Here is a 16,348-nt window from a genome sequence, read left to right on the forward strand (position 1 = left end):
AACGCTATGGTATAATGGGTCAGAGGTGATAGGCAAGTATGTTTTTGAAACGGATAGAATTAGCTGGTTTTAAATCATTTGCCGACAAAACAGAAATGGAATTTGTGCGCGGAATAACGGCCGTAGTGGGTCCGAACGGAAGCGGCAAGAGCAATATTTCTGACGGCATACGCTGGGTGCTCGGCGAACAGAGTGCTAAATCACTGCGTGGCGGCAAGATGGAAGATATTATTTTTGCCGGTAGTGACGCGCGTAAAGCTGTGAATTATGGTGAAGTATCACTTACGCTCGATAATGAGGATCACACGCTTCCATTGGATTTCAGCGAAGTTACAGTGACTCGGCGTGTTCACCGTAGTGGTGAGAGTGAATATTTAATTAATAAGCAATCCTGCCGACTGAAGGATATCACAGAGCTGTTCATGGATACCGGTATCGGGCGTGAGGCTTATTCGATTATCGGACAGGGTCGGATTGAAGAGATTCTAAGTACTCGTTCCGAAGATCGGCGAGGCATCTTTGAAGAGGCATCGGGTATTGTAAAATATAAATCGCGCAAAAAAGATGCAAGTCGTAAGCTTGACGACACGGAGCAAAATTTGCTTCGTATTCACGATTTGATTAGTGAGCTTGAGGATCAGATTGGTCCACTAAAGGATCAATCGGAGAAGGCCATTCGCTTTAAAGAGCTTCGGGAACAACTGAAGCATCAGGAAATTTCAGTCTATGTGCATCAGATTGAAGGGATTCATACAGCTTGGCAGGAAGGTAACACAAAGCTCGAAACTTTAAAGGATGAGCAACTGGAATTATCTACTGTAGTCTCAGCCCATGATGCCAAGCTGGAAAGCGGACGTGCCGAACTGCGCGCGTTAGAAGAACAGATCGAGAAGCAGCAAGAGCAATTGCTCCGTTATAGTGAGGCTTATGAGAAGAGCGAAGGTTACGGGGAAGTGTTGAAAGAACGCAAGCGTAATCTTGAGAGCAACCGAGAACAGTTAATGCTCACATTAGGTTCTGTAGGTGAACGTTCTGCGGATCGACAACGCGAGCTTGGAGATTTAGAAGCTAAGCTCGAAGCGTCCCGTCTCAAGCTTGTTGAGCTTCGGAAACAGATCGAAGCGGAAGAGACAAGACTCGAAGGTGTCGCTGACGGTATTAGTCAGAGCCAGGAGGAGAAGCTGAAAAGTGCTCTCCTGGAGTTAATGAACCTTATGGCGAATGCGCGTAACGAAATTCGTTACGCGGATCAACAGAAGGAGAATCTGGAACGTCGTATGAGCCGCAGTGAAGAAGAAAGCGGCAAATGGACTGCACGGCATGAAGAGTTGTCTGCTAACCAGAAAGGGTTAAAAGATAAGATTGCCCAGCTTGGAAAAGAACTAAGCAATCTTCGTGGTGCTTATATTACTGAGAGTGAACAACTTAGTAAACGTCAGAAGCTGATTGAAGAGACGCAATCTGGTCTGAGAAAGTGGGAACAGAAGCGGGAAGCACAAGTCTCCCGTCACGAGACCATGAAAGAAATGCAGGATGATTTCGATGGCTTTATGCTTGGGGTTAAAGAAGTTCTCAAAGGAGCCCGTAAAGGACAGCTTAACGGTGTGCATGGTGCGGTTGCTGAACTCATCTCCGTTCCGGAGAAGCTGGAAATGGCTGTTGAGACTGCGCTGGGTGCATCGCTGCAACACGTGGTTATGGATAATGAGAGCGTGTCTCGCCAAGCGATATCTTTCCTGAAGCAACGTCAATTGGGACGAGCTACTTTTCTACCACTCGATGTGATCCGGCCACGCCAAATTTCCGGTAGTGACCGTGGAATGGTGGAAGATGCTGAAGGTTTTGTTGGAATTGGTTCCGAACTCGTTGGATACGATGATAAGTATGCAAGTATTATTGGCAGTTTGCTTGGTAATGTAGTTATTGCTGAGAGCCTGGAGCAGGCGAATCGTATCGCCGCTAGATGCCAGTATCGTTATCGTGTGGTTACACTAGAGGGTGATGTAGTCAATGCCGGGGGCTCCATGACTGGTGGTAGCCAGCATAAGAAGAACAATAGCTTACTTAGTCGTAAACGCCAGCTGGATCAGCTGAGCAGTGAGATCGAAGAGAGCGAGCGTCAAATTGTTAAGCTGAAGCAAGGCATAGCCAGACTTCGTGAAGAGCAGGAGAATGCTAGCGTGAAGCTAGAGGACCTGCGCCGTGATGGTGATGAGAAAAGACTGGAAGAGCAACGTGTTTCTGGCGATTTGAAGCAGCTTGAACAGGAGCTTCGGCATGTGCAGGAACAAGTGGAGAGTACAGGCGCGGAACGTAGTGGTTTTGAAAGTGAGGTTCGCGCGCTTGAGGAGACTCGAAAACAAGCCTCTGCTGAGCTTGAACGTCTCGAGAAGGAAGAGAAGGAAGCTCATGAGGGTATCCGTAATGCCGAATCGGCGCGTAAAGCGAATGAATCTGCGAAGGAAGAGTTGCAAGGTAAGCTGACCAGTATGAAGGTTTCGGAAGGCAAGCTCGATCAGGAGATCTTCTCCTTGGAGGAGCAATTACGTCGTCTAAGACAAGATGCGGGTTCACAGGATAAAGAGCTGCGCCAGAATCGAAATCTGTTACATACGATCGAACAGGATTTGGCTAGTAATGCTTTGGAAACCGTGAAACAGAAAGAAGATTTGAATAGTTATCGTCTGAAGAAGGAAGAGACAGCCGGTACTTTGGATCTAGCTCGGGCGGAACGTTCTGCGTTAACCCGTAAGCTTGAGCTAGAGGAGGGCAAGACCAAGGATCAGCGTCAGGCACTTAGAGTCGTGGAGGACAAGCTGCGTTCAACTGAAGTTTCTGTGGGTCGTCTGGATGTTGAACTTGATAATATTCTTCGTAAGCTGAGTGATGACTACGAGCTAAGCTATGAACTAGCGAAGCAACGTTATCCTGTACCTGAAGATGTGCCTGCCGCACAAGCGGATGTACAGCGTCTGAAACGCAGTATTTCTGCACTTGGCGAAGTGAACTTAGGTGCGATTGAAGAATATCAGCGTGTTCATGAGCGTTATACCTTCCTCAGCGGACAAAAAGATGACCTGGTCGAAGCCAAGACTACCTTGTATCAAGTTATCCGTGAGATGGAAGATGAAATGTCCAAACGCTTCAAACAGACCTTTGATGCGATCCGTAAACAATTCGGTACGGTGTTCTCGAAGCTGTTCGGAGGCGGACGAGCGGATCTCATGCTGCTGGATCCAGAGCATATGCTGGAAACAGGGATAGATATCGTAGCCCAGCCACCGGGTAAAAAGCTTCAAAACCTACAGCTCCTATCCGGTGGGGAACGCGCTTTAACTGCGATGGCCCTCTTGTTTGCCATCCTGCAGGTGAAGCCGGTTCCGTTCTGTGTACTGGATGAGGTAGAGGCTGCGCTAGATGAAGCGAATGTCGTGCGTTTTGCACAGTATTTGCGTGAGTTCTCGGAACAAACGCAATTTATCGTCGTTACACACCGCAAAGGAACGATGGAAGAGGCGGATGTGCTTTACGGAGTGACGATGGAAGAAGGCGGAGTTTCCAAGCTTGTCTCTGTACGTTTAGAGGATGAGGAAGCAGAGATCGCATAACGGCGTGACGAAATGTAGAGCTTTTTAATACAAAACTTTTAGGAGGAAACAAATGAGCTTTTTCAGGAAGTTAAAAGAAAGCATTTCCGGCAAAACGGAAAGTGTAACCAAACAATTCCGCGACGGATTAGAAAAAACCCGTAAAGGCTTTGTCGAGAAGGTAGCAGACCTGATTATCCGCCGTAAAAAAATAGATGAAGAGTTCTATGAAGAGCTGGAAGAAATCTTGATTGGTGCGGACGTAGGTGTTAATACAGTAATGACACTTGTCGAGGATCTGCGCGCTGAAGTGAAGCAAAAGCGAATTGAAGATGCAGCTGAGCTGCAACCCATTTTGTCCCGTAAGCTCATGGAATTGCTGCGCGGCGATGACGATAACAGCCTGAAGGAAAATCCGGATGGCATTACAGTTATCTTGTTCGTTGGGGTAAATGGAGTAGGCAAGACGACTACGATCGGTAAACTAGCACATCGTTACAAACAAGAGGGTAAAAAAGTTCTTTTGGCCGCAGGGGATACGTTCCGTGCCGGAGCGATTGAACAGCTCGAAGTTTGGGGTCAACGTGCTGGCGTAGACGTAATTAAGCAACAAGCTGGCTCTGACCCGGCCGCTGTTATGTTCGATGCTGTTCAAGCGGCTAAGCAGCGGAATGTAGATATCTTGATTTGTGATACGGCAGGCAGACTTCAGAATAAGAGTAATCTGATGGAAGAGCTCAACAAGATTTTCCGTGTTATTCAAAGAGAAATTCCTAGTGCTCCGCATGAAGTGCTGATGGTGCTAGATGCGACCACAGGTCAAAATGCACTTACGCAAGCCAAGCTATTTGGTGAAAAGAGTGGGGTAACAGGGCTCGTCTTGACGAAGCTGGATGGTACAGCTAAAGGCGGAATTGTAGTAGCCATTCGTCAGGAAATGAACTTACCAGTGAAGCTCGTAGGACTGGGAGAAAAGATGGAAGATTTGCAGCCATTTGATTCTCAGCAGTTCGTGCATGCTCTTTTTGCCGGATTAATTACCGAGGAAGAAGAGTCAGAAGAATCGGAAGAGCAAGCTTAGTTCAATCATCCACACAACTTTCATAAGCAACATTTACAAGGAATGTCCTCGAAGCTATATTTAGTTATGAGGGCATTCCTTTTTTATTAAATGCTAGTTAGTTGTTAATGTAGTGACCATTAAGGAATTCTTAAAAAGTACAAATGCAGCGCGTAGGGTATCCCTTTAAATAACAGCTTTCCCTCACTAATAAGCCTCCAAAAGCGATATTCTATAAATGAGGTACTGATAAATAAATTCCACTGCCCTATAATTGTACCTGCAATAAGTCCCGCATTTACGAAATGATCGCCCTGTTCATTCTTTTGCAGTTGCAGAATTAAGGACAGAATGTCTTCGTCATAGTATGTTTCGGGTACATTCGTTAGTTGACCCTTGGACCATACTCGAAGCATATCCTCAGTGTTGCTGATTTCTTGCCACTCCAGTTCATACTGTTTTCTCTTCGCGGAGGTAAGGGGCTCCGTATTTTCGGTGTTTTTGATAATAATTTGCACCGCTTCGTTTGGGAGCTGACCCAGGGATTGGGGAGATAAGCCCATGCTAAATTGATCCGTAATCCCGGGAAGCTTCTCATAAGCTTCGATTGGATTTATAACATGAACAGGTTGCTTCCGCTCACTAAGAACAGAAAGTGCAAATCGTAAACCTGTCTGATCATGGGAGTTGTCTCCGCACCAAATAGTGATTTTTTTGTCCTCGGGAATTTCTTTTAAGGTCTGAATCATAGCTTCCAGTTTATGCTGGGGATTGAGATGATAACCCTGATCCGGAAATCGTTCCTGAAACCATAACTCACGGGCATGACACCCCTCATCATTATCTAATTTGCACAGCGGTCCAGCAGAGAACGTCTCATTAAACGAAAGTACTCTTATTAAATGACGTCTACCTACACGACTAAGTGCTACCTTCATCGAACCCGCTTCTGATAAGCCAAATAAAAGAAAAATATGATTCCGCCTAGCCTCTTCCTGCTCCATGGTCATAGTATATTTGTGATCCATTTGTTCACTCTCCTAACGTTCCAAATTATACCATATAACTGAATTCACCTCCCCAGAAAACTATATAAAAAAACCAACATATGAAAAATTCATAATAGTACTGCTTGTCACTACTCCTGCATACAATTCAATGAAGAAACTACACTTCAGCTCCGACAGCCTATATAAGAGAGAAAGGAAGCGATTCCAAACCGCGGAAATATTCAGAGATCACATTTCTCTGTTATATATATTGACATCGGCAATAGAATTTACGTATTATGGGAATACAAAACAATATTTTCATGGATATTTTCAGGAATTAAAGTATAGGTTGTTAGTAAAGATAACATTTATCGAAAGGAGTCGGGCTCATGTCCAAATTAGATCCTCTGCCAGGTCTGTCTCCATATCCGCTGCAACATTTTTTTGATGAAATGTATGCAGATAAGAGAAATGTCCGGCCGCATTACAGACATGTGAATCGCATGTTTTCCGGAATGAGCTCGGAAGAGCTGCAGGGTAAGCAGAATTTGATGCAGCGCAGGATGATGGAGGAAGGAATTACTTTTACGTTATACAATCCGGCTCAGGATCATCCCATGGAGCGTACGATTCCCTTCGATATGATTCCACGCATTATACCTAAAAATGAATGGGAGAGGCTAGAGGCAGGAATAATTCAGCGTATCACGGCTTTGAATCTGTTCATTCATGATATCTACCATGAGCAGTACATCGTAAAGGATGGAATAGTTCCAAGGCGTATGATCATCTCCAACTGTTATTTTCGTCCCGAGATGGCTGGTCTAAGGGTGCCTGGTGGAGCCTACATCACTACCTCGGGAATCGATCTGATCCGCCATCATGATGGGCAATATTATGTGCTTGAAGATAATCTACGAACGCCTTCAGGGTTTTCATATCTTTTTAAAGGCAGAACCCTGATGAATCAGTTGTTTCCAGAATTGTCCTTTGCCAGCTCCATCCGAGATGTTGATCATAGCTTGAATCGCTTCTTGTCCGTTCTACGTAGTTTATCACCCTCACGAAAGTCAGATCCGGTTATCGCACTTCTTACACCTGGGGAATACAATTCTGCTTATTATGAGCATGCTTTTCTAGCACAACAGATGGGTATACATTTGGTAGAAGGACGAGATTTGGTTGCAAAGGATCACAAAATATATTTAAAAGAAATGAACGGACTTCGCCGTGTAGATGTACTGTATCGGCGTTTGGATGATGATTTCATTGATCCGTTAGCTTTTCAGCCGGATTCACTTCTAGGGGTGGCGGGTCTGATGAATGCGTATCGGGCAGGGAATGTAGCGATTGCTAATGCCCCGGGGACTGGTGTTGCTGATGATAAAGCGATGTATGTCTATGTACCGGATATGATTCGTTATTATCTGAATGAAGAACCGATTCTTGGAAATGTCCCGACCTATTTGCTAGGCAGACCTGATGAACGTTTATATGTCCTTGAGAACCTATCTGAAATGGTTGTGAAGGAAACCTCTTTATCCGGGGGATATGGAATGCTGATCGGAAGTGAAGCTACGAAAGAGGAGCTGGCTGAATTCAGAATGAAGATTATTGCCGACCCGGAACGTTATATTGCGCAGCCGATCATGTCTCTATCTAGAGCACCGGTATTATCAGGTGGAACAATGGCACCGAGACATATCGACCTTCGGGCGTTTGTATTAATGGGTGCTGACCGGAAGCCGCATGTTATACCTGGGGGATTGACACGGGTGGCTATGAAAGAAGGATCATTGGTCGTGAATTCCTCACAAGGTGGTGGCGTAAAGGATACTTGGGTCATGGCATGATACTGCTATGTAGATGAAGTGAATAATAAAATGCAGCATCAATTTGTAGGATAAGGGAGTGGCTGGAGATGCTGAATCGAAATGCTGAAGCTTTGTTCTGGATCGGCAGATATATTGAAAGGGCAGAGAATCATGCGCGGCTAATCAATGTTCATTATCATATCCAGCAGGAAGAGGATTTTCATGAAGAAGGACATAAATGGTCAAGGTTAATCGATGCGCTAGGCGTTCGAGGTGAATATATGCAGCAGTTCGAAACCTTTTCCGAGCAGGATGTCCTATCTTTCATCACACTTGATTTAGGCAATTCTAATTCATTATTCTCTTGTGTACATCATGCTAGAAATAATCTGCGGACACTCCGTCAGCAGCTTCCAAGTGAATTATGGGATGTTGTCAACAGCTTCAACCTATGGCTTGGTGAGCGGTCTGTTGCAGATATTATGAGTGGTCCACATCAGTTCTATCAGCAGGTTAAGGAGCGTACAGCCATGTTTCTCGGTGCAGAGCAGTCGGTCATGCTTAGAGGGAATGAGTGGCATTTCATTGAGAGCGGACGGTTTCTAGAGCGGGCAGAGAATACAACTCGTATCTTGCAGGCGGTCATTGTCTCATGCCGGTTTAAGGAGCTTAACGCGGTTTATACTCAGTTACAGGCGGTGCTTAAATCTGTTAGTGGGTACCAGGCGTTTCGCCGTTATTATGCTGATGCTATGTCCCCGGAGAGCATTTTAGATTTCTTGATTGCAAATCCCAAATTTCCGCGTTCCATTCGTTTTTCTTTTCATCAGCTGGAAGAGCATTTAGCAAAGCTTGAACTAGATTCCTCAGAGAAAGGTTCAGGCCATGAGAAGGTTATCCGTCAAGCGGGTAAGCTAAAAGCAGAGCTGGATTATATGGAAAAAGAAGAAATGTCCGGCGAGCTAGTGGAAGATGTGCTTAAATCGCTGGTGATATCCTGTCAAAAACTTGGTAAAACAATGGAGGGCGCCTTTTTTCGGCGAGAAGGAGTGTCTGTATGAAGATTCAAATCAATCATACCACCACATACAGCTATCCAGAGCCGGTTACGGACAGTGTCAATGAGATCAGACTCACGCCACGCACGAATTATCGCCAATCCTGTTATCACCATGAAGTGGATATTTACCCGCCAGCAAATCTTTTAACCTATGAGGATTTCTTCGGAAATCGGGTCCATGCCTATTCGGTTAATAAGCCGCATACGGAGATGGTCATCCACACTAAAGCTACTGTAGTTACACTGGATAAAGCTCAGGGGACAGACCTCCCGAGAACAACTCTTGAAGAACAAATTAGATTGTTAAATGACGAGGGATTTCAGAACCGTTATATTGAGTTTATTTTGCCGACTCGTTATACCGAGGTGACGCCTGAATTAGTGGAGTTTGCCTCACAGTACCCTTTTAATGAAGCAGAGGATATGTATGAATGGATTCTTAAATTATCTGCGACGATTTATGAACAGTTCACCTATGACCCTGAGGCTACAAGTGTAAATACTACGGTAAAAAAAGCACTGAAGCTTAAACGCGGTGTATGTCAGGATTATGCTCATCTAATGATTGCTGTTTGCCGTAGTGTCGGTCTGCCGTCCAGATATGTAAGTGGATATCATTTTGTCGGTGATTTGCAAGGGAGTAATGCTAATTTTGAGCAAGCCTCACATGCTTGGGTGGAGACTCACATTCCGGGTACAGGTTGGCTTGGTTTCGATCCGACGAATAATGTTGAGGTCAATTGGCGTTATATTAAGTTAGGTCACGGACGGGACTACAAAGATATTGTACCTGTAAAAGGCGTATATCGTGGTGGAGCAGGCACTCTGACCGTGAAAGTGGACGTGCGGAAGCTGGACAATTAAATGGATCAATATAGATGAAACTCTCTGTTCAAGCTTTTGAACGGGGATTTTTTTTGTGAAGATGATTCCAGTGTACATGGTTTTGGGTAATCTTGATCCATAGTACATCACTTAGAGATCTTAAAGGAGAGATTACATATGAGTCCAAACATAGCTAAGAAACAAAGATTTATTGGGAAAACAGCAATTATTACAGGAGCGGGCTCAGGAATTGGCCGGGCTACCGCTATTAAGCTGGCGAGGGAAGGTGCTAATGTAGCGCTTTTTGATTTGAATCTTGAACGTACCTCATCTTTAGCGGATAAGTTGAACAAGTTTCGCAAAGATAGTGCATTAGCCATAGAGGTAGATACTTCGGATGAAAAAGGGATGGAGGAAGGCGTTCGCAGGACAGTCGAACAATTCGGCAGCTTAGATGTAGTATTCGCTAACGCGGGAATCAATGGTGCGGTCGGACCTATAGAGGAACTGAGCTTGAGTGATTGGGAACGCACGATGTCGGTGAACTTGACGGGGACCTTTTTGACCTTTAAATATACGATCCCTCATCTGAAGGATAAAGGGAAAGGTAGCATTATCATCACTAGCTCCATCAATGGGAATACTAGATTTGCCAGCTTTGGATGGTCTACGTATAGCACTACCAAAGCTGGACAGGTGGCTTTTGCCAAAATGGCTGCACTTGAGCTTGCTAAGTTTAAAATCCGAGTGAATGTGATCTGCCCCGGGGCGATTGCTACCAATATAGATGAAACCACTGAAATGAACGAAGAGGTAGAAACGATTGTCATTCCGATTGAATTTCCCGATGGTGCGCAGCCGCTGGCAGATGGGCCGGGTAAACCGGATAATGTTGCCGATCTAGTTTCTTTTTTGGCTTCCGATGAATCCATTCATATTACAGGTGCGCAAATTGTGATTGATGGAGCAGAGTCTTTATTATCCTAATTTAGAGATCGCTTCTTGGTATTGTTCATACCAAACGTTCCATTCAGCTTTTCGCGACTCTAGCGTGGTACCATCCAGAAGATGCTGGATCACATCCAGACATACATGCCAGCCAGCTAAATCTCGGGGGGTGTGTGGCGTGAGCGTTCGGATCGTTTCATTCAAGACGAGTAAACATCCTTCTGAATTTGGATATAGCTCAAAGCGAACTGAATCTTCAGCCCACGTAAATTCAAGAACGGATTCATGTTGCAGGGCGGTAATCGTCATTTCTTCAAAGGTCCCGTCTTGCATATCAAACTTGATTAATCCACCTTTACGCAGGTCTTCAACACGTAATTCAGTGAACCATAAAGCAAGCTTCTCATTCTCTGTCAGAAAGGACCATATTTCTGATGCGGGATGTTTTAGTTGACGTTCGAAACGAGCGACATAATGATCATCAACTTTTTTGAGGTTAGCTATCATGTTATATTTCTCCTTTGGACTACTGCTGTAGTCCTTTTTTTATTGTTTAGGAAATTATACAATACAAAAAAATGTGGATAACTCCGAAGAAAGAGGAAAGAGGGGTGAACGTGAAGAAGCAGGAGACATGAAATAAACGAGGAGTCATCCGTCAGATTCTAAAAACCGAGCGGACCTTATATCCTCCGAAATGCATGTTTTAGTCGAGCCTACGGACAAATGTATGCGAAAAACCGAATACAAATGTGCCGCCAGTAACGTAAATGAGCCAAATGTATGCGAAAAATCGAATACAATGTGCCGACGGTAACATAAACGAGCCAAATGTATGCGAAAAATCGAATACAATGTGCCGCCGGTAACGTAAATGAGCCAAATGTATGCGAAAAACCGAATACAATGTGCCGCCGGTAACGTAAATGAGCCAGCGCTGTTATTCACCCCAGATCACCCGGGAAGGGGCTTGTTATTAGGGAATAAGTGCAATACGGTCCGTCCCTAATATATGTGCTCATTTCATCGAAATAAAGCCATTCGGTCCGTAAGCGGAACCTCACTACGAAGGTGTATATGGATACGAGTATGGAATTACGGATGTACTCAGCTTGTAACTCTACCTCCAAGGACGACGTCAGGCGTTTTTCTTGTTGAGTTGAGGCTTATTAGAACGAGTATAACAATTGTTCGCATGAAAAAAAACTATTGTACGGTTTGGTTAGGCGTCTGTAATATGTTACGGACAGGGAGCAGAGAATGATGGTGTAGCAGAATGAATTGAATTTGCGGAATGGGGACTCTTGAGTCCTGAGCGATCTGCGGAGGCGAATATGAGGATGCGCAGACTTTTCGGACTGCATTGCAGCTATTTGAGCTTTTTAGTGCTTATTTTAGCGGTATCGGACTGCATAGCCATAGCTCTTATTTCCACAATTTCTATTAAAAATAGGGTGTATTTGTGTGAATAGGTACAACTGAGTCCGATAGTGTAGCAAAATAGCCTGAAATTGCGAAATTAGGGCTCCTTAGTCCGTACGATCTGCGATGACGAGGAAGATTCACAGAGCGGAAAAGCATCGCCTTTTATAAGAATACATTGCGGCAGTTTGATGTATATCTACAGTTTTTTATGCTAAAATAGACGCAATTCTGCTTGCCATACTTTTGCCTTGGCGAGGAGGATCATAGGGTGTGGCATTGGTGAATGGGAAGGGGGCTGCGTATATGGGGATGATGTCCTGGCTGGTTGAGCAGCGAATTCAAGAATCTATGCGTAATGGGGAATTTCGAGATTTACCTGGGCATGGCAAGCCACTGGAGCTTGAGGATTTATCGGGCGTGCCAGAAGAATTGCGCATGTCGTTCAAAATTATGAAGAATTCCGGGCTGGTGCCCGAGGAAGTATCATTGCGTGCAGAATGCGTTACCCTCGAAGGGCTGCTCGTTGCCTGCCACAATAGCGGAGGTATTGAAACTAGTGAAGGCAAGGCAATCCGGGCAAAATTGTCATTGAAAAGGCTGCGTCTGCAAGAGCTTCTGCGTGAACGAGGCTTAGATAGTAATTCTGCTTTTATGGAATACAGTGTTCAAATACACGAACAGATAATTAGGGAAGAAGAATAACGATTATTAGGGTTCTTTTGTTTGGACGTGAGGATAAATAGTATGATATAAAGGCATCTCTAAGTCGGTTTAGACGAAAGAGTTGCCTTTTTGCGTACTTCGCTTCATAAGTGTATTCTCATCTTGCTTGCTTGAAATATACCCATTCTGGATCACCATCGTCTAAATTCTCAACGATTCCGCTTCTTACAAATCCTAGAGAAAGACACAATTGCTGCATGATCGTATTGGACTCATTGGTGGAAGTAAACAGCTTTGGGGTTGGAGAATGTTCTTCAATGTAACGAATAAGTGCACCGGCAATGCCGAGACGTCTGAAATTAGGATTCACAATTACAAGCTGAATAAAACAGCATTCGAAAAAAGTGGTATCGTAACAAGCATAACCGACAGGCTCACTGTTAATCGAAGCTACAACACATTGCTCGTTTAGAATGTATTGCTCGATTTTAGGTTTGCGATTTTCGCTGCCAATGACCATGCTATCGATCTTGCTGAGTATAGATAAATCTGAAATAGCGGCAGTAGTTGTAGTTACAAGCATTTTAGAAAGCCTCCTTTTCTATAATATAAGAAAGTTATACTTGAAATGGTAAGTACAGTTTATCTTGATCTTTGAAGTTTTTTCGCACATGATAAATAGGGTTTAGACCACATCAAAGGAAATCATAACATATTATTACAAACGATGGAGAGATACAATGAAACAGCTTCCAATTTTACAGGTGCTTCCAGACCTTAAAAACATACTTAGCTCCTCACCGGCGGCTGTTCTGATTGCAGAACCCGGTGCGGGCAAAACAACAGGAACGCCTCCGGCATTTCTGGACGAGCCATGGATGGCTGGTAAAAGCATTCTTATGCTAGAGCCCAGAAGACTTGCTGCAAGATCAGCTGCAACTTACATGGCGTCCTGCCTTGGAGAAAGTGTTGGACAGACGGTAGGTTATCGGATGCGGAACGACACTAAGGTAGGCAAGCATACACGAATTGTTGTAGTGACTGAAGGTGTCTTAACGAGGATGCTTCAGAGTGATCCATCACTAGGGGATGTGGGTCTGATTATTTTTGATGAGTTCCATGAGCGTAGTCTACATGCGGATCTGGGACTAGCTCTGGCGCTGGAAGCGCAGGCAGTGCTGCGTGATGATCTTCGGATTCTGATTATGTCAGCAACATTGGATAGTAAACGGGTCTCGGTTATGTTGGGCGATGCGCCAGTCGTTGATTGTCCGGGACGAACCTATCCGGTGGAAACTATCTATACCCCAACTACAGGGAATCTTCCAATTGAAAAATCGGCCACAGCCGTAGTGAGACGTGCGCTTGCTGAACAGCCGGGAGATATTCTTGTATTCTTGCCGGGTGAACGAGAGATTCGCAGAACCCAAAATGAGCTGGAACAGGGTAAGCTTTCGGATGGGGTCGTACTTCGCCCTTTGTATGGACAATTACCACAGGTTATGCAGGATGCTGCAGTGGCTCCGTCTAAAGAAGGTGAACGTAAAGTCGTGCTAGCGACCTCCATTGCAGAGACAAGCTTGACGATTGAAGGTGTGCGAACGGTAATTGATACAGGGCTGCGTCGCACGCAGATTTTCTCTCCGCGTACGGGAATGCCAAGTCTTACAACGGTTCCGGTATCGAAAGCCTCTGCCGATCAGCGGCGTGGACGGGCCGGGCGGACAGCTCCGGGCGTATGCTACAGGCTGTGGAGTCAGGAGGAACATAATCGCCTTCCGGATGACAATGTGCCGGAGATTATGGAGACGGATCTTGCGCAGCTCGCTTTGGAGCTGGCGCTGTGGGGCGTGCGCGATCCTGCCGCGCTAGCTTGGCTTGATGCGCCGCCCGCTGCGCCCTATGCGCAGGGCACCGCGTTGCTGCGCCAGCTCGGCGCGCTGGACGCCGGCGGCGCCATCACGCCGCACGGCCGCAGCATGGCCGCGCTTGGCGCGCATCCGCGAGCCGCGCATATGCTGCTGCGCGCGGCAGAGCTTGGCGCAGCACCGCTCGCCTGCCGGCTGGCGGCGCTGCTGCAAGAGCGGGACCTGTTCAAGGGTCCCGCGGCACAAGATTGCGACCTCACGCTCCGCGTAGAGGCGCTGCTCCGGTTCGAGCGCTCCGCCGATACGGGCGGAGCGGACCCTGCGGCTCTGCGCGCGGTGGTGCGCGAGAGCCGCAATTTCTGGCGCAGCTGCAAGCAGCGCCGGTCGGGACCGTGAACGACATCAGCCCCTGCGGGCTGCTTCTGTCGTTCGCCTATCCTGACCGTATCGGGCAGAAACGCGGTGATGGCGCGTTTCTGCTATCCGCCGGTCGTGGCGTGGCCATGCGGGAAGGGCAACCTCTGGCCCGATCCGCTTATATTGTGGCTGCATCTGTTGACGATCGAGCCACACAAGGCGCAATCTTGCTGGCAGCTGAGCTAGAAGAAGGACAACTGCTTAAATATCATGCAGATCACATCATAGAGGATTCTGACGTGTATTGGGATAAAGAAAGTGGAAGCGTGAAAAAACGCCGCCAAACGATGCTTGGCGCTCTTGTCTTAAAAGAAACGTCACATGAAAGACCCTCCGCAGAAGAAACAGCGAAAGTACTGCTAAGTGTAATCGCAGAGGATGGGATTGATATCTTACCGTGGGAAAAGGGAACCCTGCAGCTTCGTGAGCGGTTAATGTTTATGCATGCCTTACGTTCAGATTGGCCGGATGTCTCAGATGAATCATTAATTGAGACGCTGAATGAATGGCTATTACCTTACATTCAGGGTATGCGGAACTTGCGCGATCTTCAGCGAATCCCGTTATCCCGGGCGCTTGAGGGGCTGCTGGACTGGAATCAGCGACAGCTTCTTGAACAGGAAGCACCGACACATATAACAGTTCCTAGTGGCTCGCGTGTGCCGGTGGACTATGCTAATCCAGCTGCTCCCGTACTGGCTGTGCGTTTGCAAGAGATGTTTGGACAGTTAGACACCCCTAGAATTGGAGGGGGGAAGGTACCTGTTTTGCTTCATCTTTTGTCACCGGCAAGAAGACCGATGCAGGTGACTTCTGACCTTGCAAGCTTTTGGCGTGGCACTTATTTTGAGGTTAAAAAGGATCTAAAAGGACGGTATCCTAAGCACTATTGGCCAGACGACCCTTTGCAAGCTATTCCGACCCATCGAACACGTCCCAAGAAATAATATGGTTATTCGTGCACTTGAATTTTAAATTAGATGTTTTGACTTCAGCTTACAGGGTAATTAACTAGCGAAGACAATTACTAAGGAGGGCTTCAAGTGACTAAAAAAATCGTAGGTATCTTTGATACAGAACAAGAAGCAACCAGAGCCATTGAAGGACTTCACAATCAAGGGTTCAGTAATGATGAAATATCAGTAATCACACGTGATCGCGATGAGCTAAGACATATTTCGGATGATACAGGTACAAAAGCTCCCGAAGGAGTGGCAACAGGTGCTGCTACGGGCGGCGTATTAGGTGGTGTTACCGGACTTCTAGCAGGTATCGGAGCGCTCGCCATTCCGGGCATTGGTCCTATTCTGGCAGCGGGACCTATTGTGGCAACATTAACAGGTGCAGCCGTCGGTGCAGGTGCAGGTGGCTTAGTTGGCGGCCTGATCGGTCTTGGCATTCCTGAGGATGAGGCAAAAGAATACGAAGGATACGTAGAAAGTGGCAAGATCCTTGTGCTTGTTGAGGATAATGGACGAGGGTATCAAGCGCATGATGTGTTCCGAGACAATCGCTCACTAAATGCTCAGCGTTACGAAGGCGTCTATAACGAAGATACTCGTCTAGGTAATTCAATGGCTAACAGAGCAGACCGAACGGCTGAAGTTTATAACCGCGATAAAATCTAAAATGTTAATCGGCCTACTTTTACTATGAACAATTCATTAAAGACTGCACCTCCTAGCGATA

At 46.0% G+C, this 16,348-nt stretch carries 11 protein-coding genes and 1 pseudogene; 9 read left to right on the forward strand and 3 right to left on the reverse strand.

Features of this window, described 5'->3' with window-relative positions; translation table 11 throughout:
* The first annotated feature begins 38 nt into the window (after positions 1–38).
* Positions 39–3,608, forward strand: a complete 3,570-nt coding sequence (gene smc, locus MHB64_RS13590) for a chromosome segregation protein SMC (RefSeq protein WP_094874593.1) — start codon at positions 39–41, stop codon at positions 3,606–3,608.
* Positions 3,609–3,660: 52 nt separating this feature from the next.
* Positions 3,661–4,668, forward strand: a complete 1,008-nt coding sequence (ftsY, locus tag MHB64_RS13595) for a signal recognition particle-docking protein FtsY (RefSeq protein ID WP_094874594.1) — start codon at positions 3,661–3,663, stop codon at positions 4,666–4,668.
* 119 nt (positions 4,669–4,787) lie between these two features.
* On the opposite strand, the gene MHB64_RS13600 is transcribed toward ftsY, so the two are convergent.
* Entirely contained in the window at positions 4,788–5,675 is an 888-nt protein-coding gene (locus MHB64_RS13600) for a DUF1835 domain-containing protein (protein WP_341134616.1), read from the reverse strand.
* A gap of 353 nt (positions 5,676–6,028) precedes the next feature.
* Between MHB64_RS13600 and MHB64_RS13605 the strand changes: the two genes are divergently transcribed.
* From MHB64_RS13605 to MHB64_RS13620, 4 genes are all read left to right on the forward strand, one after another.
* Positions 6,029–7,492 (forward strand): circularly permuted type 2 ATP-grasp protein, encoded by a 1,464-nt coding sequence (locus tag MHB64_RS13605; protein ID WP_042127226.1) that lies wholly within the window; start codon positions 6,029–6,031, stop codon positions 7,490–7,492.
* A gap of 68 nt (positions 7,493–7,560) precedes the next feature.
* Positions 7,561–8,514, forward strand: coding sequence for an alpha-E domain-containing protein (locus tag MHB64_RS13610; RefSeq protein WP_094874596.1), 954 nt, complete (start codon positions 7,561–7,563; stop codon positions 8,512–8,514).
* Positions 8,511–9,377, forward strand: a complete 867-nt coding sequence (locus MHB64_RS13615; protein WP_094874597.1) for a transglutaminase family protein — start codon at positions 8,511–8,513, stop codon at positions 9,375–9,377. The genes MHB64_RS13610 and MHB64_RS13615 overlap by 4 nt, the downstream gene beginning before the upstream one ends.
* Positions 9,378–9,515: 138 nt before the next feature.
* Positions 9,516–10,325 carry an SDR family oxidoreductase gene (locus tag MHB64_RS13620; protein ID WP_094874598.1) on the forward strand — a complete coding sequence of 270 codons (810 nt, stop codon included), beginning with the start codon at positions 9,516–9,518 and terminating at the stop codon, positions 10,323–10,325.
* Here the strand turns inward: MHB64_RS13620 and MHB64_RS13625 are convergent.
* Positions 10,317–10,793 carry an SRPBCC family protein gene (locus MHB64_RS13625; protein WP_094874599.1) on the reverse strand — a complete coding sequence of 159 codons (477 nt, stop codon included), beginning with the start codon at positions 10,791–10,793 and terminating at the stop codon, positions 10,317–10,319. The two genes, MHB64_RS13620 and MHB64_RS13625, sit on opposite strands and share 9 nt — an antisense overlap.
* A 1,188-nt stretch (positions 10,794–11,981) precedes the next feature.
* On the opposite strand from MHB64_RS13625, the gene MHB64_RS13630 reads away from it, so the two are divergent.
* A complete protein-coding gene (locus MHB64_RS13630) occupies positions 11,982–12,413 on the forward strand; it encodes a DnaJ family domain-containing protein (RefSeq protein WP_445671611.1) in 432 nt (143 codons plus the stop codon).
* Between the two features lie 118 nt (positions 12,414–12,531).
* Here the strand turns inward: MHB64_RS13630 and MHB64_RS13635 are convergent, their stop codons facing one another.
* A complete protein-coding gene (locus MHB64_RS13635) occupies positions 12,532–12,957 on the reverse strand; it encodes a GNAT family N-acetyltransferase (protein WP_341134617.1) in 426 nt (141 codons plus the stop codon).
* Between the two features lie 157 nt (positions 12,958–13,114).
* Here MHB64_RS13635 and hrpB point away from each other — a divergent pair.
* Positions 13,115–15,606: pseudogene (gene hrpB, locus MHB64_RS13640) on the forward strand (ATP-dependent helicase HrpB).
* A 96-nt stretch (positions 15,607–15,702) separates the two neighbouring features.
* Positions 15,703–16,287 carry a general stress protein gene (locus tag MHB64_RS13645; RefSeq protein WP_094874122.1) on the forward strand — a complete coding sequence of 195 codons (585 nt, stop codon included), beginning with the start codon at positions 15,703–15,705 and terminating at the stop codon, positions 16,285–16,287.
* The last annotated feature ends 61 nt before the right edge of the window (positions 16,288–16,348 follow it).

The sequence above is a fragment of the Paenibacillus sp. FSL K6-2859 genome (genome assembly GCF_038008265.1).
Taxonomy (GTDB): domain Bacteria; phylum Bacillota; class Bacilli; order Paenibacillales; family Paenibacillaceae; genus Paenibacillus_AQ; species Paenibacillus_AQ nitricinens.